20 protein-coding genes and 4 tRNA genes are annotated in these 22795 nt (G+C 42.2%); 2 read left to right on the forward strand and 22 right to left on the reverse strand.

Annotated elements, in window-relative coordinates; genetic code table 11:
- Positions 1-4: 4 nt before the first annotated feature.
- The 15 genes from yycF to ychF all read right to left on the reverse strand — a co-directional run bounded on the left by yycF (position 5) and on the right by ychF (position 12337).
- Positions 5-715: a response regulator YycF gene (gene yycF / locus AR334_RS12150; protein WP_066310616.1), complete on the reverse strand. Its 711-nt coding sequence runs from the start codon at positions 713-715 to the stop codon at positions 5-7.
- A gap of 158 nt (positions 716-873) precedes the next feature.
- The gene (locus tag AR334_RS12155) at positions 874-2328 is read right to left on the reverse strand and encodes a peptidoglycan DD-metalloendopeptidase family protein (protein WP_066310622.1); all 1455 of its coding nucleotides are present in this window, start codon (positions 2326-2328) and stop codon (positions 874-876) included.
- A gap of 485 nt (positions 2329-2813) precedes the next feature.
- A tRNA-Phe gene (locus AR334_RS12160) sits at positions 2814-2886 on the reverse strand.
- Positions 2887-2903: 17 nt separating this feature from the next.
- Positions 2904-2980 (reverse strand) — tRNA-Asp (locus tag AR334_RS12165).
- Between the two features lie 68 nt (positions 2981-3048).
- Positions 3049-3120, reverse strand: a tRNA-Glu gene (locus tag AR334_RS12170).
- A gap of 12 nt (positions 3121-3132) precedes the next feature.
- Positions 3133-3208: transfer RNA gene (locus AR334_RS12175), tRNA-Lys, on the reverse strand.
- Positions 3209-3334: 126 nt separating this feature from the next.
- Entirely contained in the window at positions 3335-4627 is a 1293-nt protein-coding gene (locus AR334_RS12180) for an adenylosuccinate synthase (RefSeq protein ID WP_066310626.1), read from the reverse strand.
- 175 nt (positions 4628-4802) lie between these two features.
- Positions 4803-6155: a replicative DNA helicase gene (gene dnaB, locus AR334_RS12185; protein WP_066310631.1), complete on the reverse strand. Its 1353-nt coding sequence runs from the start codon at positions 6153-6155 to the stop codon at positions 4803-4805.
- Between the two features lie 138 nt (positions 6156-6293).
- Positions 6294-6743 (reverse strand): 50S ribosomal protein L9, encoded by a 450-nt coding sequence (rplI, locus tag AR334_RS12190; protein WP_066310634.1) that lies wholly within the window; start codon positions 6741-6743, stop codon positions 6294-6296.
- A complete protein-coding gene (locus tag AR334_RS12195) occupies positions 6740-8713 on the reverse strand; it encodes a DHH family phosphoesterase (RefSeq protein ID WP_066310637.1) in 1974 nt (657 codons plus the stop codon). The genes rplI and AR334_RS12195 overlap by 4 nt, the downstream gene beginning before the upstream one ends.
- A 24-nt stretch (positions 8714-8737) precedes the next feature.
- On the reverse strand, positions 8738-9682 hold the full coding sequence (locus tag AR334_RS12200) for a YybS family protein (RefSeq protein ID WP_253701285.1): 945 nt from the start codon (positions 9680-9682) through the stop codon (positions 8738-8740).
- Between the two features lie 230 nt (positions 9683-9912).
- Entirely contained in the window at positions 9913-10152 is a 240-nt protein-coding gene (rpsR, locus tag AR334_RS12205; protein WP_007088219.1) for a 30S ribosomal protein S18, read from the reverse strand.
- Between the two features lie 47 nt (positions 10153-10199).
- A complete protein-coding gene (ssb, locus tag AR334_RS12210; RefSeq protein ID WP_066310641.1) occupies positions 10200-10712 on the reverse strand; it encodes a single-stranded DNA-binding protein in 513 nt (170 codons plus the stop codon).
- Between the two features lie 65 nt (positions 10713-10777).
- Positions 10778-11065, reverse strand: a complete 288-nt coding sequence (rpsF, locus tag AR334_RS12215) for a 30S ribosomal protein S6 (protein ID WP_066310645.1) — start codon at positions 11063-11065, stop codon at positions 10778-10780.
- 171 nt (positions 11066-11236) lie between these two features.
- Entirely contained in the window at positions 11237-12337 is a 1101-nt protein-coding gene (gene ychF / locus AR334_RS12220; protein WP_066310648.1) for a redox-regulated ATPase YchF, read from the reverse strand.
- Between the two features lie 308 nt (positions 12338-12645).
- Here ychF and AR334_RS28875 point away from each other — a divergent pair, with 308 nt between their 5' ends.
- A complete protein-coding gene (locus AR334_RS28875; protein ID WP_082692914.1) occupies positions 12646-15192 on the forward strand; it encodes an SH3 domain-containing protein in 2547 nt (848 codons plus the stop codon).
- A 48-nt stretch (positions 15193-15240) separates the two neighbouring features.
- On the opposite strand, the gene AR334_RS12230 is transcribed toward AR334_RS28875, so the two are convergent.
- The 3 genes from AR334_RS12230 to AR334_RS12240 all read right to left on the reverse strand — a co-directional run bounded on the left by AR334_RS12230 (position 15241) and on the right by AR334_RS12240 (position 18417).
- The gene (locus AR334_RS12230; RefSeq protein WP_066310653.1) at positions 15241-17244 is read right to left on the reverse strand and encodes a molybdopterin-dependent oxidoreductase; all 2004 of its coding nucleotides are present in this window, start codon (positions 17242-17244) and stop codon (positions 15241-15243) included.
- A gap of 73 nt (positions 17245-17317) precedes the next feature.
- On the reverse strand, positions 17318-17518 hold the full coding sequence (locus AR334_RS12235; protein WP_066310656.1) for a DUF951 domain-containing protein: 201 nt from the start codon (positions 17516-17518) through the stop codon (positions 17318-17320).
- A gap of 11 nt (positions 17519-17529) precedes the next feature.
- Entirely contained in the window at positions 17530-18417 is an 888-nt protein-coding gene (locus AR334_RS12240; protein WP_066310660.1) for a mechanosensitive ion channel family protein, read from the reverse strand.
- Positions 18418-18580: 163 nt separating this feature from the next.
- On the opposite strand from AR334_RS12240, the gene yyaC reads away from it, so the two are divergent.
- Positions 18581-19195, forward strand: a complete 615-nt coding sequence (yyaC, locus tag AR334_RS12245) for a spore protease YyaC (RefSeq protein ID WP_066310663.1) — start codon at positions 18581-18583, stop codon at positions 19193-19195.
- Between the two features lie 34 nt (positions 19196-19229).
- Here yyaC and AR334_RS12250 read toward each other — a convergent pair whose 3' ends face one another.
- The 4 genes from AR334_RS12250 to noc all read right to left on the reverse strand — a co-directional run bounded on the left by AR334_RS12250 (position 19230) and on the right by noc (position 22763).
- Positions 19230-19934, reverse strand: a complete 705-nt coding sequence (locus tag AR334_RS12250; RefSeq protein ID WP_066310666.1) for a DUF554 domain-containing protein — start codon at positions 19932-19934, stop codon at positions 19230-19232.
- Positions 19935-20028: 94 nt separating this feature from the next.
- The gene (locus tag AR334_RS12255; RefSeq protein WP_066310674.1) at positions 20029-20880 is read right to left on the reverse strand and encodes a ParB/RepB/Spo0J family partition protein; all 852 of its coding nucleotides are present in this window, start codon (positions 20878-20880) and stop codon (positions 20029-20031) included.
- Positions 20873-21634, reverse strand: a complete 762-nt coding sequence (locus AR334_RS12260) for a ParA family protein (RefSeq protein WP_066310676.1) — start codon at positions 21632-21634, stop codon at positions 20873-20875. Before AR334_RS12260 ends, AR334_RS12255 begins: the two co-directional genes overlap by 8 nt.
- A gap of 265 nt (positions 21635-21899) precedes the next feature.
- On the reverse strand, positions 21900-22763 hold the full coding sequence (gene noc, locus AR334_RS12265; RefSeq protein ID WP_066310679.1) for a nucleoid occlusion protein: 864 nt from the start codon (positions 22761-22763) through the stop codon (positions 21900-21902).
- Positions 22764-22795 lie beyond the last annotated feature (32 nt).

Here is a 22795-nt window from a genome sequence, read left to right on the forward strand (position 1 = left end):
GTCATTACTCCTGTTCAGGATTGCGCAAATAATAACCGACTCCACGGCGCGTTACAATCCAGGCCGGGTGGCTCGGACTGTCTTCAATTTTTTCCCGCAGGCGTCTGACCGTTACGTCAACGGTTCGGACATCGCCGTAATAATCGTATCCCCATACCGTTTGCAATAGATGCTCCCTAGTCATTACCTGACCGATATGCTGGGCCAGATAATAGAGCAATTCAAACTCCCGGTGGGTCAGTTCAATCGTCTCACCGCGTTTAGAAACGACATAAGCATCCGGATGAATCACAAGTGAACCAACCTCAATTTCATTCGTTTCATTTCCCGCCTCCGGCTGCGAAAGTACATGCTGATGCCGGCGCAGGTTAGCTTTGACACGGGCGATTAATTCCCTAGTGCTAAACGGCTTTGTTACATAATCATCAGCACCAAGCTCAAGTCCAAGCACTTTATCAATCTCAGAGTCCTTCGCCGTCAGCATAATAATCGGCATTTCATATTTTTTACGCACCTCGCGGCAAACTTCCATTCCGTCTCTTTGCGGCAGCATGATATCCAATAAGATTAAATCCGGCTGTATTTGTTCCACTAATTGAAGTGCTTCATTCCCATCATAGGCGCAATAGACATCATAACCTTCTTTTTTGAGGTTAAACTGAAGAATATCAGCAATCGGTTTTTCATCATCGACAACAAGAATTTTCTTTTCCATACCATTGCTCCTTTTAATAAATTTATCTATTTTATCCAGGCTGTATAAAGTCATACCTACTCTATTTTACTTTACCACTGTTTCCGCTGAAATTCATCTATTACTAGTATTTGCATTTAGAGGAAAAAAGAAAAGCCCCTAGTCAAAACTAGAGACTTTTATCGGTTTAAGTAATTCATCGGATCAACTTGGCCGCCATTTTTAAATACTTCGAAATGGAGGTGTACGCCGGTAACATTCCCGGTTGCTCCCATAATTCCGATTGCCTGCCCTTTTGAAACTGTCTGGCCGGCTGTCACATTTAGCGATGACATGTGGGCGTATAAGGTACGCAGCCCATTTTGGTGGTCAATGATCACTTTATTTCCGTAACCGCCGCTATCCCAGCCTGCTGAAACAACCACGCCATTATCAGCCGCTTTAATCGTTTTGTCGCTTGGTCTAGCGATATCGATTCCTTTATGCATTCTGCCCCAGCGCGGGCCCATTTGACTGGAAATATAACCGCCTACTGCTGGCCATGCCAGGCTTCCATCACCTCGGGACGGAATGGCTTTCGTTCCTTTGATTACAATGTTTTTTACCGGCTGTTGCAGGATTTGTTCACTTGTTTGGTCCTTCTTAACAGTTACGCCGTTTTGTTCAGAAATTAGATAAGTGACCGAGCGGGAACCATTTTGCCCCTGCTGCTTTTCAATAGTCTGGCCCTTTGGAATCGAAGCATCCTCGGTGACCTCTTTACTATATGGAATAGCTTCGACCTGATTGGCTTCTTTTTCAACAATGACTTCGACAAACGGCTGGGTTGCCGTAATATTGATCTCCTGTCCAATTTGCAGCAGGCTGTCTGCTGTTAATCCAGGATTTAGTCCGATAATATCAGCCAGGTTCATGCCATTACGATGGGCAATGGTCTCCAGCACATCCCCTGCCTGAACAACATATTTCTTTTCTTCGATACTGCCATTTCGTAAAAATGTGACCGCTTGTTCCGGTGACATTAATTTTTCTATTTCAACATTTTGCTCTTCGATTGAAACATTTTTGGATAAACGAACGTCTAATAGACGAGTCTCATTTTCCTTTAATGGAGGCAATTCTGTTTCAGGTAGTGCTTGTCGGGCCTCAAGTGCCTGTAGTTGATCTTCTGGCACATATTGAAGCTTCATCTGACGAATGACTTCCTCGACATCAGCCTTGGTCTCTAAAAAGGCAACTGGCTTCCCGTCAATAAAGAGGGCTGCTGCTTCCGCGTGAATTTGAAAGGTGTTTTTGAAATTTTGAATTGTTTCGTTGTTATTGCCTGTGGAGCGAAAAACCTGTTCAGGTATGTATTGAACTTGTGAGCCAAGTTTAAGGTTCCTATGTTTAAGTAATTCTTTCATCGTACCTATTTTTTCTGCCACGACTTTATCGACAACCTCTTTATCATTCACATTACCGATATATGTTCCATTCACATATACGTGATAAATGGTGGTAAGTTTTGATGAGTCAGCTAGTGCAACAGGCCCGCTGCTAAACGCGATAATGGATGCAGCAACAGTTGCGGCAACTGTCGTTTTTAACATTAACAACCGTTTTGTATTGGAATTTCTATTTAAGAAAAACATTTTTCCTCCTAAACCACGGTAAACCCCTTCAATCTAGCAGGAAAGAGTTATCCAGAATTTTAGACCTCCTTTAATTTAACATAGTTTTATATAAAAAGATTAATAGTCTTTATAATGTAACAAAAATGTATAATTGCTGACATTTTCCTACTTTTATTTGAAATATGCTAGGTAGTTTTTCCTGTTTTCTTGTAGGTATATGGGAGTAAATCCCTATTAAATCAAGGTTTTCGCTAGTTCTAGGGTCAGAAGGGCAAGTGTTACAAATTTGGCCACCCTAAGGGGGATTTTGTAAAAAAAAGGTAGTTTTTTTACGAGCCTATTACAGGTTTATTGCAAATGGAAACTCGCCGATTGGCGAGTCCGTTAGGACGAAGACAGAGGCGTAGTTGAATTGGTGCGTTAGGAAAGCATAAAATTGGGAAAATTTTATGCTTTCCTATTAGCCAAAAAAGAAGCTTGCGGATGCGCAAGCTTCTTTGGGATGGCTCAGGACGGAATCGAACCGCCGACACATGGATTTTCAGTCCATTGCTCTACCGACTGAGCTACTGAGCCAACTTGTTATGTACAAGTGGCGGTCTGGACGGGACTCGAACCCGCGACCTCCTGCGTGACAGGCAGGCATTCTAACCAACTGAACTACCAGACCAATTTATAATATCGATCGTCAGCAAGTAGACCGGGCTTGCCTGTCCCTTGCCAACAATCAATTGCCGATGACCCCTACGGGATTCGAACCCGTGTTACCGCCGTGAAAGGGCGGTGTCTTAACCGCTTGACCAAGGGGCCATTCATTAAGAATGGTGAGCCATGAAGGACTCGAACCTTCGACCCTCTGATTAAAAGTCAGATGCTCTACCGACTGAGCTAATGGCTCGTATAAAAACTGCTCGTTTGTGACGACGTTTTTTATAATATCATGATAGGGTATATTAGGCAATACTTTTTTTGAAAAAAGTTTTAAAACATGAAGCCCTCAATGAAGAGGGCTCCTTGTTATGAGTTAGATCTGTCTCCATGGGCTACGGACAACATTTGTTTGGTTACGGTCCGGTCCGACAGAAAACGTAGATAGTGGAATGCCTGTCAGCTGTGTTACACGCTCAACGTAGTGACGCGCATTCACTGGGAGTTCATCCAATGATTTCACCCCAGTGATATCCTCTGTCCAGCCTGGCAGTTCCTCATAAATTGGCTCACATTGAGATAAAATCTTTAGGTTTGCCGGATACTCGGTAATCACTTCATCCTTGTAGCGATAAGCCGTACAAATTTTTAGTGTTTCGATTCCTGTTAACACATCGATGGAATTAAGCGATAGATCGGTTAAACCGCTGACACGGCGCGCATGGCGGACAACAACACTGTCAAACCAGCCTATTCTGCGTGGACGTCCTGTCGTAGTGCCATACTCCCGTCCGACTTCCCGAATTTGATGCCCGATTTCATCATGTAACTCAGTAGGGAATGGGCCGTCACCAACACGGGAAGTATAGGCTTTGCAGACTCCCACAACATGCGTGATTTTAGAAGGACCCACTCCTGAACCGATTGTTACGCCGCCAGCAACCGGATTGGAGGAAGTGACAAACGGGTACGTACCCTGATCAATATCAAGCATGACACCTTGTGCACCTTCAAACAACACACGCTTCCCCTCATCAAGGGCATCATTTAACACAACCGAAGTATCACAAACGTATTTTTCTATTTGCTGGCCATATTCATAATATTCATCTAGAATATCTTCTAGCTTAAAGCCCTCAGTTTCGTAAATGCGCTCAAATAATTGATTCTTTTCTTCAAGATTATGCGCTAATTTTTCTTCAAAAATTTCCCGGTCCAGCAAGTCGGCAATTCGAATTCCAACACGTGCAGCTTTATCCATATAAGCAGGACCGATTCCCTTTTTTGTCGTTCCGATTTTATTGGCGCCCTTCCGCAATTCTTCGACTTCATCCAATTTTAAGTGGTAAGGAAGAATAACATGAGCACGATTACTGATTCGAAGATTTTCCGTTGTAATGCCCTTTTCATGCAAATAGGCCAATTCAGCAACCAACGCTTTGGGATCTACCACCATACCGTTGCCGATAACACTGATTTTTTCTTTATTAAAAATCCCTGATGGAATCAGATGCAGCTTATAGGTTTCGCCGTTAAATTTAATTGTGTGACCGGCATTGTTTCCACCTTGATAACGGGCAATAACCTCTGCATTTTCTGACAGAAAATCGGTTATTTTCCCCTTTCCTTCGTCTCCCCATTGTGTACCAACGACAACTACTGATGACATGAAAGGCACCTCCGAAATTTTCATATATAAATTCAATTAATAACCCTTCATAGTTTATCAATTTTACGACTAATAAGTCAACAAAACACGAACGTTTTATATAAAAATAGTAAAATATGTTCGTATTAATAGTAATCTATAAAAAAAGGAGTCAGCCAATCTTTGGCCAACTCCTTTATGCACCTGGAGCATCAAAGCGTGTTTCCAGGTTAACGAACTTATTATATTCTTTAACAAACGCCAGCGATACTGTGCCGGTAGGACCGTTACGCTGCTTGGCAATAATGATTTCAATAATGTTTTTATTCTCGGATTCTTTGTCATAGTAATCATCACGATATAAGAAGGCAACAATATCGGCGTCCTGCTCGATACTCCCTGATTCACGAATATCGGACATCATCGGACGCTTATCTTGACGCTGCTCGACACCACGAGAAAGCTGGGACAAGGCAATAACTGGCACCTTCAATTCACGGGCTAGCTGCTTCAAGGAACGGGAAATTTCTGATACTTCCTGCTGACGATTTTCACCAGACCTGCCGCTTCCCAAAATAAGCTGCAAGTAATCGATCATAATCATCCCCAGGCCATGCTCCTGCTTCAATTTGCGGCATTTGGAGCGGATATCATTTACCCGGACACCCGGCGTATCATCAATATAGATCCCCGCATTCGCCAGGCTCCCCATTGCCATCGTTAGTTTTCCCCAGTCTTCATCGGTTAATGACCCAGTACGAAGCCGTTGGGCATCGATATTTCCTTCAGCACAGAGCATACGCATGACGAGCTGCTCAGCACCCATCTCGAGACTAAAGATCGCGACATTTTCACCCGCCTTAGTCGCAACATTCTGGGCAATATTTAAGGCAAATGCCGTTTTACCAACAGAAGGACGGGCACCAACAATAATTAAATCATTGCGCTGAAAGCCCGCTGTCATGCGGTCAAGTTCAGCAAACCCGGTCGGAATTCCGGTAATATCACCGACACGGTTATTCATCAATTCAATATTGTCATACGTACGGACAAGAACATCTTTAATATGATGGAATGCCCCGGCATTTTTTCGCTGGGCCACTTCCATGATACTTTTTTCCGCTTCACCTAAGAGAGTTTCAACCTCATCCTCACGTGTATATCCATCAGTGGCAATATTCGTCGCAGTTCGGATTAATCTTCTGAGTAATGACTTTTCCTCTACGATTTTAGCATAATATTCAATATTGGCAGCTGTCGGAACAGACCCTGCCAGATCATTTAAGTAACTGATTCCGCCCGTATCTTCCAATAGCTTTGAAGCCGCTAGTTCTTCGGTAACGGTAATCAAGTCTACCGCTTTTCCCTGGTCGCTCAGCTTCAGCATCACATTAAAGATTTTTTGGTGGGCGGCACGATAGAAATCCTCAGGAATTAATATTTCAGAGGCCGCTGTCAGGGAGGACGGCTCTAGAAAGATCGCACCTAAAACCGCTTGTTCCGCCTCAATATTTTGCGGTGGCATGCGGTCTGCAAACAGTTCACTCATTCTATTAAAAACCTCCTTACCCATTCAAGAGCATAAAAACAAAAGTTCAAAGAAAAAAGTGACCAGCCAAAACCGATCACATCCCTTTCTTGCTTATTTCTATTCTATCACGTTTATACTTAATATTAAAACTGGCAATTATTTGACTTCCTTGACATGTACTGTCAAAGTTGCCGTTACTTCATGATGAAGCTTGACAGGAACCTTGGTATGACCGAGTGTGCGGATGGCATCGCCTAATTCCATTTTTCGTTTATCAATTTTTATTCCGTGTTTCTTCTGCAACTCTTCGGCCACTTGCTTAGTCGTGATCGAGCCGAACAGTCGGCCACCTTCACCTGCTTTCGCAGTCAACTCAACAGTAATTTTCTCCAATTGTTCCTTCAGCTTTTTCGCTTCAGTAAGTTCCTCGGCTGCAGCTTTTTCCTGCTTTTTCTTTTGGGCATCCAATGAGCTCAGATTAGCATTTGTTGCTTCGACGGCCAAACCTTGCTTAATTAAAAAATTATGTGCATAGCCGTCGGCCACATTTTTGATTTCGCCTTTTTTCCCTTTGCCTTTAACATCTTTTAGAAAAATTACCTTCATTCCTTTTTGCTCCCTTCAAAATAATCATCTATTACCTGTTTCAACTGCAGTTCCGCCTCGTCAATGGTGATTCCTGACAGCTGGGTTGCAGCATTTGTAAGATGGCCTCCACCTTGAAGGCTTTCCATGATTACCTGTACATTGACATTCCCTAATGAACGGGCGCTAATCCCGATCATGCCTTCAGCCCGTCTAGAGATGACAAACGATGCAAGCACGCCATTCATCGTTAGCAGTGTATCGGCTGCCTGGGCAATCAGCACTTGGTCATTGATTTCATCTTCTGTGCCGGCTGCAATGGCAATGCCTTCCCGGTAAAATTGTACCGACTCAATCAGCTTTGAACGCCTAATATATGTATCCACATCTTCCTTCAGGAATTTTTGCACCAAAATGGTATCTGCACCATGAGCGCGAAGGTAAGAGGCAGCATCAAAGGTTCGTGAACCTGTTCTAAGCGTAAAGCTCTTTGTATCGACAATAATGCCAGCCAACAGCGCAGTAGCCTCAACTACTTCAATTTTACCCCGTTTTGGCTGATATTCAAGAAATTCAGTTACCAATTCCGAAGTGGAGGAGGCATATGGCTCCATATAAACCAGCAGTGGATTAGCAATAAAGTCTTCTCCTCGGCGATGGTGGTCGATAACAATTTTATGATCAATTTTATTTAGGATCCGTTCCTCCATGACCAGTGACGGTTTATGCGTATCAACAATGACAAGCAAGGTTTTGTCAGTGGAAATTTCTAGTGCTTCCTCCGGACCGATAAAGCGGGAGAATAATTTCTCCTGGCTTCGGATTTCGTCCATTAGCCGTTTTACGCCGCTGTCCATTTCCTGCATGTTAACGACAATATAAGCATCCTTTTGATTCATTTCGGCCACTTTATAAATTCCGATGCCTGAACCAATTGAATCCATATCGGGATTTTTATGTCCCATGATAATGACTTTATCACTTGCCACAATTAGGTCCCGTATGGCGTGAGAAATAACCCTGGCCCTTACCCTTGTGCGTTTTTCAATCGGATTGGTCTTTCCGCCGTAAAACCTCACCTTGCCATTCGGCTGTTTAATGGCCACCTGATCGCCGCCGCGTCCTAGTGCCAAATCTAAGCTTGATTGGGCATAAAACCCCAGTTCAGGCAATGACGAAACTCCCGTTCCGATGCCAATACTCAACGTAAACGAAACATTTTGTTTGGCGGTCATTTCCCTGACATCATCCAAAATGGTAAATTTCCCTTTTTCAAGGCTTTGAAGTATCCCTTCGTTAAAAACGGCAATAAAGCGTTCCGATGATATTCGCTTTATGAAGATGCCATTTTCATTTGCCCATTTATTCAAAATCGATGTCACCATATTATTGACGCTTCCACGCATTTGATCATCCATGCCTTGCGTTAAGTCATCATAATTGTCCAAAAAGATAATGGCAATAGCAGTCCGTTCTTCCTGGTACATTTTTTCAATCTCAGCTTGTTCAGTAACATCAAAAAAGTACAGCAGGCGTTCTTCTGGTTTATGGATTACCCGAAATTTCCGGTCGTGAAGCGTGATAATTTCCGTTTCCACCTCTTGCTTGATTAACGGCAGCAGATGATCGGCAACATCATAAAGCGAACTGCCTACCAATGTCTCTTTATCGAAATACGATGAAAGAAATGGATTGGTCCATTCGATTGTAAATTCGTCATTGATTAGCATAATCCCAATCGGCATTCCCAGGAGCGCTTCCTCGCCTACTTTTTTAACCCGGTAAGAAAGTGTCGAGATATATTCTTCCATTTCTTTGCGTTGCCTGTTTTCGATTAGAAACATGTAATAGAGCGGAAAAACCATTAACAATAGACCTGCCAAACTTAATATCCAATTATATAATGACAGGCAAATGAGCAATACAACTGTTACGCCTATTAACCCATAAAAGGGATAACGGATGGACCGTTTTTCTAAAAATGCAGGCATTGTTTCAGCTCCCAAAACCAGTAATCATGACTGTTTTTTTATCAGATATCTTCTTAAATCAAAACCTAAATCAATTATACCTAATATCCCTACAATATAAAGTAAAATTGGAATAATGAACGAAACAACAGCCAAAGTAATCGATAATGCTTTCGACATTCCTTTTACATCAAAATAATAAAATAGATACGTATACCCCTGGAACACCATCAGCATTTGCAAGACATATGTAAGATTGAGCAAAGCGGCATACCAGTATGTGCCTTCCTGCGGGTTTAACAACATGCTAGCCAATAATGTGAACATCAGAATCCAAAGCAAACTTTTGGGCAGACGAATGTCCTTAAATGGCTTCCATTTTTTCATCTCAATCCCAAATCGTTTGATAATCGGGTAATTCACAAGTTGAATCATAAACACAATGATGAAAGATGAAGCTACCAATAATGTTGGCAGTAATGTTCTGAACAAATCCAATCCTTTCTTGAATTGCTCGATGGTACGTTCCGCTTCTTTCTCCTGGCCAAAGCTTTTCAACATATCGGCAGACATATTCAGTGATTGCTTCATCATATTGACCATTTCAGTGATGAAGTCGATTTTAAAGAAAATGATACTAACCCCATACATAATTATCAGGTTTATTAAAAATACAAATGAGCCCGCAAGCAGGACATTGAATCTGTCTTTTTGCTTTCGAATTAGGATTCCCATCACAACACCAGTTGTTCCGAACCCAATTGCTGTCGGGACAGACAGAATGGACCCTGTAATCAACGATAGCCCGATGGCGGCCGCTAAAAAAACTAAGGTCCATTTCCATTCATATTTAGCGGCAAAAAGGATAAACGGCAATGGTAAAAATAAATTTAAAAATCCTAATAACGGGATATAAAACGTTATTAACATAATAATAGTAAAGACTGCCAAAAGCATGGCGCCTTCTGTCAGTTTCCGGACATTTTTCACTTCTTCACCTCAAATAATTCGATGCACTACATTTAATTTTAGCCAGAAAACCTCTAGTATTCAAATAAATGAAAACTCGCCGATTGGCAAGTCCGTTAGGACGAAGACAGAGGCGTAGTTGAATTTATGCGTGCGTAGCTGGAATAATGGAAAATGGAATCTTTTAACTTTCCTATTAGCTAAAAAAAGAAAAGGCAGCGGAGATGCGACACCCCGACTGCCTCTTAGTTTTATTCTCCTGCTACGAATGGTAGCAATGCCATTTGACGAGCACGTTTGATTGCAACTGTCAATTTGCGTTGATATTTAGCACTTGTGCCAGTTACACGGCGTGGTAAAATCTTTCCACGCTCAGAGATGAATTTCTTCAGTAAATCAACATCTTTATAATCGATGCGAGTGATTCCGTTTGCTGTGAAATAGCACACTTTACGACGTTTAGCACGTCCGCCTTTACGTCCACCTGCCATGAAAATTCCCTCCTTTATTTATTGTATCCGTTCGAAGTTGGTTAGCATCAGAATGGAAGATCATCGTCGGAAATGTCGATTTGACCACTTCCGGCAAATGGATCATCATTCACTTTTGTATAACCCTGGTTGGAGTTTTGTCGTTGATTCTGATTGCCGCCGCCATATGGATTTCCTTGCGGTTCCATTGGAGGAGCCCCATAATAGTCGTTGCTTCTGCCACCGCCACCGGCATTGGATGCATTTCTTGGTTCTAAGAATTGAACAGAATCAGCAACAATTTCAGTGAAATACTGACGTTTTCCGTCCTGTTCATATGTGCGAACTTGGATTCTGCCATCTACACCTGCCAAACTCCCCTTTTTCAAGAAGTTCGCCACATTTTCAGCGGCCTTTCTCCACACAACAATGTTAAGAAAGTCTGCTTCACGTTCACCTTGCGGATTAGAAAATGTACGATTGACTGCAAGGGTAAAAGTGGCCACTGCAATTCCGTTTGGCGTATACTTCAAATCAGGGTCTTTTGTTAAACGGCCGACAAGCACAACACGATTTATCATCAGAATCAACTCCTTTTTCCCCAATAAAATGTTTCACGTGAAACATTTTTATCCAGAAATTTATCTTAGTTTTCTTCTTTAATTACGATATGGCGAATGATATCTTCGTTGATCTTTGCAAGACGAGCAAATTCTTGAACTGCTGCAGACGAAGATGTCGTTTTTACGATTTGGTAGTATCCGTCGCGGAAATCATTGATTTCGTAAGCAAGGCGGCGTTTGCCCCAATCCTTCGTTTCAACGGCTTCAGCGCCATTTTCAGTAAGGATGTTGTTAAAACGCTCTACAAGAGCCTTTTTCGCTTCATCTTCAATGTTTGGACGGATGATGTACATGATTTCGTACTTGTTCATCACTGTCACCTCCTTTTGGTCTAAACGGCCCTTATGTGGGCAAGGAGCAATTATTCATTACTCACAAGTTAAAATTATAGCACAGGTAATGATGAAATGCAACGACCTTCACAACAAAGACGTTTTATTAGTCAAAAAGAAGCTGACATATTCGGTCAGCTCCAAAAATGATTATACATTAAAACGGAAATGCATGACATCGCCGTCTTTTACTTCATAGTCTTTACCTTCAAGGCGAACTTTTCCCGCTTCTTTGGCTGCATTATGGCTCCCCGCAGCTAGCAGGTCATCAAAGGAAACCGTTTCTGCCCGAATAAAGCCGCGTTCAAAATCAGAGTGAATAATCCCGGCACACTGCGGTGCTTTCATGCCCTTTTTAAATGTCCAAGCTCGAACTTCCTGGACACCTGCAGTAAAGTAGGTCGCCAAACCGAGCAGGCTGTAGGCAGTCCGGATTAATTGATCAAGGCCGGATTCTTCAATTCCAAGCTCTTCAAGGAACATCGCCTTTTCTTCTCCTTCAAGCTCAGCAATTTCCTCTTCAATTTTCGCGCAGACAATGATTACTTCCGCATTTTCATTTGCTGCGTAATCACGTACCTTTTGGACATACTCATTTTCCGATGGGTTAGCGACATCATCTTCGCCGACGTTGGCCACATAAAGTACCGGCTTAATTGTTAACAAATGCAGATTCCTTGCAATTTTCATCTGCTCATCGGTAAACTCGATCGAACGAGCTGGTTTTTCAGCTTCAAAAGCATCACGCAGCATCGATAGAACTTCAAATTCCGCAACTGAATCCTTATCCTTTTGTTTAGCTAATTTCTCAACCCGGGTAATCCGTTTTTCAACCGACTCCATATCGGCAAGGATTAATTCAAGATTAATGGTTTCAATGTCAGAAATTGGGTCGACTTTGCCGGCCACATGGGTGATATTATCATCAGCAAAGCAGCGCACTACTTGGCAGATGGCATCTACTTCACGGATATGAGAAAGGAATTTATTCCCTAAGCCTTCACCCTTACTTGCCCCTTTAACGATTCCCGCAATATCAGTAAATTCAAATGTTGTTGGAACTGTCTTTTTCGGCTGTACCAATTCGGTCAGCTTTTGCAGACGATGATCCGGCACTTCAACGATTCCGACGTTTGGATCAATCGTACAGAAAGGGTAATTGGCTGATTCCGCTCCTGCTTGGGTAATTGCATTAAACAATGTAGACTTGCCGACGTTTGGCAGCCCTACAATACCAGCTGTTAAAGCCATTTACTTCACTCCTCAGGAAATTGATATCTATTTAAACTTACGTGTCAGTAACATACACAAGCCTTTCACAATTATAGGCATTTCCTGTTGAAAAAACAAGAAAGAATGATGTTTCCTGCCTACAGAATAAAAAAGAAGCAATTTTAAATAAATACCGGAAAAGTATTCCATTATAGCAACAATTTTCTACAAACACCCCTACTTTTCTAGTAATTATGGTAAAATTTAATATAAATCTATTATTTTCTCCTCACTTTTTGGAGAATTTTACATATTAATAGGAAATTGTGTTTATTGGAGGAGGAGAAATGGAAACAATTGAATTGCCAAGCCGATTGAGTAAGTATAAAGAGTTGCGAACATCTTCCAGCGTTTTGAAAAAGGCCATATTGCCTACCATTTGTTTTGCTGCCCTCTCGACAGTTGCTTTTGAAAATGCTGTTTTTGCAGAAACCAATACAGCTCAAGTAAGTACAACAATCAAATATGTCAATATAACAAAAGGATCTCTCAATTTGAGAAATGGCGCTTCAACTCAATCAGCTGTCATTTCATCTCTTACAAAAGGAACTGCAGTAACGGTATATTCCGAAGAGAATGGCTGGGCTAAGATAAATGCAAACGGAAAGACTGGATATGTTAGTACCAGCTATTTATCTGCCGGCACCCCTGTCAATTCAGCTGCAAAGCCACCCTCTGAAGTGACCACTAAATATGTGGATGTGAGCAAGGGTACACTTAACCTAAGAAGTGCAGCCTCTACAAGTTCAGCAGTCATTGCTGCCTTAACGAAAGGAACAACTGTTACAGTGTATTGGGAAGCGAATGGCTGGGCTAAGGTAAATGCCAATGGAAAAGATGGGTTTGTAAGTTCACAATATTTAGCGTCTCAAAAACAAGGCACTTCATCTATACCTGAAACGCCAGCATCTCCTGCTCCTGCTCCGCAGGCTGCTGCACCAATCACTAAATATGTAAAGTTAGAAAGCGGCTCTCTAAATATGAGGAATGGCCCTTCTACCAGTTCTTCTGTGATTGTTAAACTGGCAAAAGGAATCGAAGTGAAGGTTTTATCGGAATCTGCCGGGTGGGCAAAGATAGAGGTTTATGGAAAAACCGGTTATGTCAGCTCAACCTATTTATCCAAAGAAAATCCTAGTACAGTTATCAAACCAACCGAGACACCAACTCCGACAACTACTAAATATGTGAATGTAAGTCCCGGCTCAAATTTGAATGTCAGAAAAAGCCCTTCTGTTACATCTGGAATTCTTACAAAACTTCAAGCTGGTACCGAAGTGACATTTTATTGGGAAGAGAATGGCTGGGCGAAAATTAAAGTAAATGGGCAGGATGGATACGTTAGTCCCGAATATCTTTCCCCTGCTAAAGGAAACTCTAGTACGATGCCAAAGGAAGAGCCTAAAACAGTTACAAAGTATGTAAATGTAAGTCTCGACTCCCCATTAAACATGCACACAAGCCCTTCAACGGATGCATCGATTCTTACCAAGCTAGCACGCGGCGTTGAAATCACTGTTGTTTCAGATTCAGAGGGCTGGGCCAAAATTGAAGCTTACGGACAGTATGGATACGTGGATGCCCGTTACCTATCTGAAACAAAACCTGCTGCAGGTTCAGAACCAACACAATCGGAAACTAATGGGAAAGATTCCACTCCAGACAATGGCTCAGAGCAAGTTAATGATTTATCGAACAAAAAATTTGTAAATGTAATTTACGGATCAAGCTTAAACATGCGCTCGGAACCTTCCACAAAGTCACTCATCATCACAAAGCTGGCAAGAGGGACAATTGTTGTTGTTGAGTCAGAACTAAATGGCTGGTCAAAGGTAACCGCAAACGGTAAAACAGGCTATATCAGTTCACAATATTTATCAAATACTGCACCATTTAATCCAAACACGGTTGGCAATAACGTCGAAATGGTCTATGAAAACTATGATATCAGCTTAGATGATATGGTAAAAATCGAAATGAAAGTCAGTCAGCAAACAGATAAAAAATATGACACTTACATTCGAGCGGATGCCGTGACCCTAAATAGTCCTACAATCGGTACTGTTACCGGCTCAGTCTGGAATTTAAGAGGCGGCGCCGGTACAGAGCATTGGGTAGTCGGACAAGTGAAGGGCAATGAAAATCTTCAAATCCTTGATAAAATAACAGGTTCGGACGGATATGAATGGTATAAAGTTGCCTATAACAAAACATGGGTAAATGCAAGTCCCGAAGATGTTGCCTATTATATTAATCCCAGCAATTTTTTAAGCAACACGTTAGATTCCCTGCAATTCCTTAAACTATCGGTCTCTGCCAACCTAAATCCAGATGAAATCAATCAAAGAATCCTTTCTGGAAAAGGTATTTTACAAGGAATGGCTTCCTCCTTTGTTACGGCAGGAAGCATGTATAGAATTAATGAGATTTATTTAATTTCCCATGCCCTGCTTGAAACAAACAATGGTAGATCCCAGCTTGCCACTGGTGTAGAGGTTAATGGAAAAAAAGTCTATAACATGTTTGGGATTGGAGCATATGACAATTCCGCACTTGAAAGCGGGGGCCAATTTGCCTATAATGCAGGATGGTTTACACCAGAGGAGGCCATTATTGGTGGAGCTCAATTTATTGCCAATGGGTACATTAATGCAGGGCAAGATACTCTTTATAAAATGAGATGGAATCCCGCTTCCGTTTTAACAAAAGGCTATGCTTCCCACCAGTATGCGACAGACATTGGCTGGGCAGCTAAGCAAGTCTATCAAATCAATAATTTATATAGTTTGCTAGATTCATATAAACTATACCTTGAAATTCCGCAATATAAGTAGTTTAAAAGAGGGCCTTTCCGTTAGCGGAAAGGCCCTCTTTTTAATCTTTTAAAGCTTTTCTAAATTGACAAGGCAATCATACAAAGTGCTCCCGAGTCCGTTATCAGATTCATTGCTAGAAGTCAGATTATTGACCGGACCGCCAAACCTCTTCCAGATTCCTTCATCAATATTAATCGTGTTGGGGTGGGCAGCAGGCAGAATGGAGACAAAGCCTTTTACTTCGCCGCGATTGTTCCAGACACGTACATAATCCCCATTTTCTAATCCTAATTGATCAGCTATGTTTTGGGCAACCTCAACTTTAAGTTTCACACTGCCAGTTAACAGATGATAGTTTTGCGAGTGATTGGAACGCATTGGATGAATGGTTAACAAACTATATGGGTATCGAGCAGCAAGGGAAGGATTGGCCCACTTGGATTCTTCAGGGACTGCCAACTTAAGCAAGCCTGAATCCCCTTTTTGCTGCCCGAGAATTGAAGTAAACTCAAACTTTCCGGTAGTAGTCGCAAACCTTCGATCCTGCCACGGAATTTTGGCAACCGGCAACTCCAAGTTTTGCTGCTTTTTTAACCCATCTAGTGTCAAGCCGTTTTCACGCAATGGCTCCAACGTCATTTCCAGCCACTCGTCCCTCGAAAAATCAAAATCATGGCCAAATCCCAGCCGTTGTGCGAGCTCAGTCCAAATCCACAAATCCGATTTTGCCTCTCCAGGAGCATCCACCAGCTTAGGTCCATAATTGATATAATGATGATACATAGAGGAATAATAAAAATCCTCTTCCTCAAACGAGGTTGCAGCCGGCAGTACATAATCCGCCTCTTTTGCCGTATCAGTCATAAACTGGTCAATTACGACAAGAGTTTCAACTGATGAAAATGCCTTTTGAACAATATTCGAATCAGGCACTTGGGTTAACGGATTGCCGCAGGTTACAATAATCATTTTAATTTCCGGATTTTTTGCCTCCAAAATCCCCTCTGCCTGTTTCATGATAGAAAACTGCCGATGGCTCTTCCGGCGTTTGGACAATGTCAATTCGTCAAAAGAGAAGCTTTGCCCGACCTGCAGATTGGCATAATTGGCCCCGCCGCCAGGAATCCCAATATTTCCGCTCACGGCAACTAACGCGTCAATCAACCGGATCGTATTCCCACCATTATGGTAGCGCTGCAGCCCCAAACCCATATAAGTTGAAGTAGGTTTATCAGCATAAACATAGGCTAGTTTAGTAATTACATTCAAAGGAACTTCCGTCATCTCACTAATCCGGTCTAACGAGATTCCTTCAAGAATTCCCTTCAAATCATCAAATCCGTATGTTGATTGTTCAATGAATCCTGTATCCTCCAGGCCCAACCGGAGCATTTCCTTCATCACTCCAGCAGCAAGGAGACCATCCATTCCTGGTTTAATGGTAATATGCTGATCGGCAATTTTGGCCGTAGCATTAAACAGCGGGTCAATGACAATCAGCTTGGCACCAAGTTTTTTCGCCTCAACCAGCTTCTCATAAAAGTGCATGTTTGTCCGGGCGACATTTCTGCCCCAAATGATGATATTTTTACTATTGTAAACATCGTCTGGTTCATGGCTCCAGGCATTGCCAAAATCCCATTTTTGCGCTTCTATTCCGGCCCCCCAGCAAAGTGAGCCGTAAAGTTCCGTCACACCGCCATAACAGTTAAAAAACCGCTGATCCAAGTTTTTTAAAATGCCGTTATTGGCATAATCATGACTGTGAAGCACAGCCGTAGTACCGTATTTTCCCCTGATTACCGATAGTTTCTCAGCAATCTCACTTAGTGCTTGTTCCCAAGTAATTTGTTCAAAGTGTCCGTTAACCTTTTTCATCGGGTGTAGGAGCCGCTGCGGTGAATTCGTTCTTGTTTCCAGCATCCGGCCGCGCCCACATATTTTTCCTTTCGTGATTGGGTGATCTGGGTCTCCCTCGACCTTGACCACTTTTCCGTTATCAATCGTTACATTGAACCCGCAGCTATCCCAGCAATTTAATGGACAAGCCGATTTTACCACCGTCGCCATCTCTCCACCCCCAGAAAAAATCTCTATATCTTTTAAGAATAATACAGTTCACAAAAAAAAAGAAGCATGAAGATTATTCCTCCTCATGCTTCAAAAGAATCTTTTTCATTTTTCGGGAAAACTCTTTTCTTGGGATCATGACGCTGTGGCCGCAGCCCTCACATTTAATCCTGATATCCATGCCCATACGGATAATTTTCCAACGATTTGTGCCGCACGGATGCTGTTTTTTCATCTCGACCACGTCGTTTAATCCAAACTCTTTTTCTTCCATTACGATCCCCCCTAAACGCCTTTTCCAGGTTCTTTTGAAAACATAACAAGCCGTGGATACGGGATTTCGATTCCATGCTTGTCCAATTGTTGTTTTACATCCCTGCGAATTTTACGGGCTACACCAAAATGTTGCATCGGTGCTGTTTCGGCAACAATTCGCAAAACTACTTCTTGCGGGCCAAAGTTTTGAATACCAAGCAAGTCCGGGCGTTTAACCAGCTCCTCATAACGACCGGGCATTTCATCCAGCAGTTGTTCGATTACCTTTTGGGCTTCCTCAATATTCGCATCATAGGCAATGCTAATATCGACAACCGCAACACTATTGTTAATCGAAAAATTTGTGACCTCGATGATGCTGCCATTGGGAATAATATGAACTTCGCCGGTCCCGCTTTTTATTTTTGTCGTTCGTAAGCCAATGGCTTCAACATCACCCTCAAACTCGCCGATTCGCACATGGTCGCCTACGGAAAATTGATCTTCAAAAATAATAAAGAATCCGGTAATTACATCCTTTACCAAACTTTGCGCTCCAAAACCTACCGCCAGTCCGACAATTCCCGCTCCTGCAAGAAGTGCCTTCACATCAATATTAAAAACCGAAAGGATTGTCATAAAGGCGATAAAGTAGACTACGTACGAAAGGATATTGTCAAGAAGCTTGGATAGCGTTTCTTCCCTCCTGGCATTTGTTCTGAGTGGAGAGAGATTTCTAATCTTAAATATGTTATGAATCGCAGCTCTGCCGATTCGAATCAATATATTTGCAATAACTAGGATAATAATAATTTTTAAAATGCCTTCGCCAATATTTAACCATGTCTCTTCATTTTGGAATTTATCTACTAATTTCTGAATACCTTTTTGAGTAAGAGTCTTATCATCAAGAACCATTTTTGCACCATCCTTTGTCTTGCCTACAACATTTATTTTATCAATTTTTCATTGGAGAGAATAGCATTGTGAATTTTTCTTTTTCTCCCTTACATCATGTATAGACTTCCTGAATTTTCCGTATACTGTTAAGGCAAATCACCGAGTTAAGGGAGTGGACTTAATGAATCTGAAGGCAAAGCTGTTTAATCGGATTGCCAAAACAAATATTATGCATGACGAGTTTCAGGCTACTGAAACATTAGCTGAAGAATTGCTTACTAATATCCCGGCGGTAACAACTCGTCCCATTGTATTTGTCTGCATTGGAACCGATCGTTCTACTGGAGATTCATTAGGGCCACTTGTCGGAACTCTATTGGAGGAAAAGGATCCTTCGCCTTTTTATGTTTATGGAACCTTGGATCAGCCGATACATGCTGTCAATCTTGAAGAGAGACTGAAAGAAATAAACGTTAAGCACAGGAATCCATATTTGATCGGCATTGATGCCTGCCTTGGCCGCATCAAAAATGTAGGTGTTATTCAACTGGGACACGGCCCTGTCAAACCCGGAGCCGGAGTAAATAAAGAGTTGCCAGCCGTAGGCGAAATTCATATAACCGGTATTGTCAATGTCAGTGGCTTTATGGAATTTTTCGTTTTACAGAACACCCGATTAAATCTGGTGATGAAGATGGCAAAAACCATTGCTAATGGAATCTACCAGGCAAGCTTGCAATATCCTAGACAAAGCTGGTCTCAACTGGAATGGATTGAAGAGGAAAAAACGAATTGAAAAGAGCATCGCTTGTCACAGCGGTGCTCTTAAATTAGTTCATTGCATATAGTATGGCCACAACAACTCCGACCACCACGATGCCAGGTAGGAGGTTGCCCACCTTGATTTTTGTCAGGCCGATCATATTTAGCCCAATGGCAAAAATCATGATTCCACCTGTTGCAGTCATTTCAACAATAAACTGATCCATCAACGCCTTGGGCACAAATAAATCTATTTGGGTAGCAAACAAGGCAATAAGACCTTGATAAAGCACGACCGGGATGGCTGAAAAAATAACCCCTATCCCGAGGGTGGTTGTCAGAATTAACGAGGTAAAACCGTCAAGCAGCGATTTTGTGTACAGAACATCATGATCGCCGCGAATTCCGCTATCAAGCGCACCAATAATGGCCATTGCACCGATGACAAAAATTAACGTAGCAGTGACAAATCCTTCAGAAATACTGCCTTTCCCATTCGAGCCAAGCTTGCTTTCCAGCCAATTCCCTAAATCATTTAACTTATCTTCCAACCTAAGCATTTCACCTAATACTGCACCAGCAACTAAACTGATAATAACAATAAGGAAATTCTCGCTTTTGAAGCCCATTTGAAGCCCTAATACCATGACCGCCAGTCCAATGGCCTTCATGACTGTATCCTTCATGGTCTCGGGGATCCGATTTAACAGCTTCCCCAGCAAAGTGCCAATCACAATCAATAATCCATTTACAAGTGTTCCCAATAAAAACATAGCTGTTCCCCTTTTTTCGCTTTACGAAATGATAATAGTATTAAACTATCATTTTTTTTTGCCATTGAAAAGAAAAAAACCATCTAAGCGATGGTTAAAGTTCTTCATTTTGACCCAATAATTCCAGAATCCGCTCCAGATCCTCTTCGGTGAAGAATTCTATTTCAATTTTGCCTTTATGTTTGTTCTTTTTAATGTGAACAGCCGTTCCAAACCGTTCACGCAGCGAATGCTCGCGTTCAATGAGGAAAACATCCTTTTTCTGGTCCGGTTTTTTTGTTTCACGTGGAACATTTTCATTTAATTGCTGAATCCACTTTTCTAATTGGCGGACGTTTAAGGACTCCTGGATCACTTTTTCCACCATCACGGCAAGCTTGTTCTTTTGGCGTAGGCCTAATAATGCACGGCCATGCCCCATCGTAATCTTCCCATCAGATATCAACTCTTGAATTTTTGGCGGGAGGGAGAGGAGGCGGATATGGTTTGCGATATGCGGTCTACTTTTCCCTAACCTCTTGGCGACTTCTTCCTGCGTCAGCTTTAGCTTGTCCATTAAAGTTTGATAGGCAATCGCCTCTTCAATCGGATTTAAGTCTTCTCGCTGCAGGTTTTCAAGCACCGCCAATTCCATCATCTGCTGCTCCGTTAACTCACGGACAACAGCAGGAACAGTTTCCAGCTTTGCTTCCTTAGCTGCCCGGAACCGCCGTTCCCCGACAACAATTTCATACCCCTTAATACTTTTTCTGACGATGATTGGCTGGAGGATTCCGTGCTCCAATATTGAAGCCTTTAAATCCTCAATCGCCTCTTTCTGGAAGTGTTTGCGGGGCTGATACGGATTTGGGCGCAGTTCATTGACCTTAATTTCTTGAACCGTCTCTTCCTTGCCGGCCTCCATACTAAAAAATGCATTTAGACCTTTCCCCAAGCCTTTAGCCATTTGCGACCACTTCCTTTGCCAATTCTAAATATACTTCTGCACCACGGGATTTCGAATCATAGGTAATGATTGGTTCCCCATGGCTTGGAGCCTCACTTAGACGAACATTTCTTGGAATGATGGTTTTATAGACTTTATCCTGAAAGTACTTTTTTACTTCCTCAATAACCTGAATGCCCAGATTGGTTCTGGCATCAAGCATCGTTAATAGCACACCTTCGATTTTTAAATCTGAGTTTAAATGCTTTTGTACAAGCCTGACCGTATTTAGCAGTTGGCTTAAGCCTTCCAGTGCATAATACTCGCACTGAACTGGAATTAAGACCGCATCGGAAGCGGTTAGCGCATTGATGGTCAAAAGCCCCAAAGAGGGAGGGCAATCGATAATGACATAATCAAATTGATCCTTCACTTCTTCAAGTGCACGTTTTAGGCGAACCTCTCTTGAGATGGTCGGAACGAGTTCAATTTCCGCACCAGCCAATTGAATCGTTGCCGGGATAGCATATAGATTCTCGACCGCTGACGGCTTAATAACATCCTTCGCTTCGACATCATCGACTAAAACATCATATATGCACTGATCTACTTCTGCCTTTTCAATTCCAATCCCGCTTGTTGCATTTCCCTGCGGGTCAATGTCGACTAACAAGACACGCTTTCCTATATATGCTAAGCAGGCGCCCAGGTTGACAGAGGTAGTGGTTTTCCCGACTCCGCCTTTTTGGTTCGCGATTGCAAGGATTTTACCCACGATGCCACCTACCCTTTTATTCTTTAAAAATTTAATTCTTTGAATCTACTGATTTACCGGAAATCCTTATGGGGTTATTATCCGCCAAAAGAGAGGTAAAGTAAAATTCCATTCCTTTATTTTATCATGAAATAGGACGGATGTTATTTTTTTTCAAAAAATTTTCCAACGCTCGGGTTTATTCCATATTTTACCTCCCCAATGGTTTTACGATAAAAAAATAAGAACCAAACATATTTTTGTCTGGTTCTTTCCTATTTGCCTATTATTTTTTTTTAGGAATCCGAATGGTGAATTGGTAGTATTCCTCAAATTCTTCCTCTTCGGAGTCAAGCTTGATGCCGCTATCGGAAACCATGGAGAGCGATTGCCTAATTGTATTGACGGCAATTCGCATATCTTTGCTGAAGGCCTTTCGCTTTGGTTTTGGCTTGGCATTTTTTTGTTCAAGAATCTTCGTGACTCGATCTTCGGTTTGCTTGACATTCAAATTTTTTTCAATCACCTCTGCCAGCAATTCCACCTGTTTTTCGGGATTTTTTAGCGGAATTAGCGCGCGGGCATGGCGCTCGGTAATCACTTTATTTAACAGCGCCTCCTGAACAGGCTGCGGCAATTTTAGCAGGCGCAGTTTGTTGGCTACAGTCGATTGCCCCTTGCCAAGACGCTGAGCTAATGCTTCTTGAGTTAAGTTGTGAAGCTCAAGCAATTTCCCATAGGCCATTGCTTCTTCAATCGGGGACAATTCTTCACGCTGTAGGTTCTCAATTAGCGCAACAGAGGCTGTTTGGGTGTCGTTCATATTTTTGACAATGGCCGGCACTTCTGTCCAGCCAAGTTTTTTCATTGCCCGCCAGCGCCGTTCCCCGGCGATGATTTCGTATTTATCAGCAGCAAACTCTCTTACGACAATCGGCTGGATAATCCCGTGTATGTGAATCGTTCTTGATAATTCTTCAATTTTATCTTCATCAAAAACGGTCCGTGGTTGAAACCGATTAGGAATAATTTGATTGATCGGTATTTTTTTTATCTCTTCGTTTCGTTCTATATTCAGGTCTTCATCAAGCTCAATCGTTTGTTCGCCCTTGTCCCCAAAACCAAAGAAGCGTGAAAACGAATTCTTCATCCCCCACACCACCTTCATGAAATCCCTATTAC

It is taken from the genome of Bacillus sp. FJAT-29814 (assembly GCF_001510715.1).
Taxonomy (GTDB): Bacteria; Bacillota; Bacilli; order Bacillales; family Cytobacillaceae; genus Neobacillus.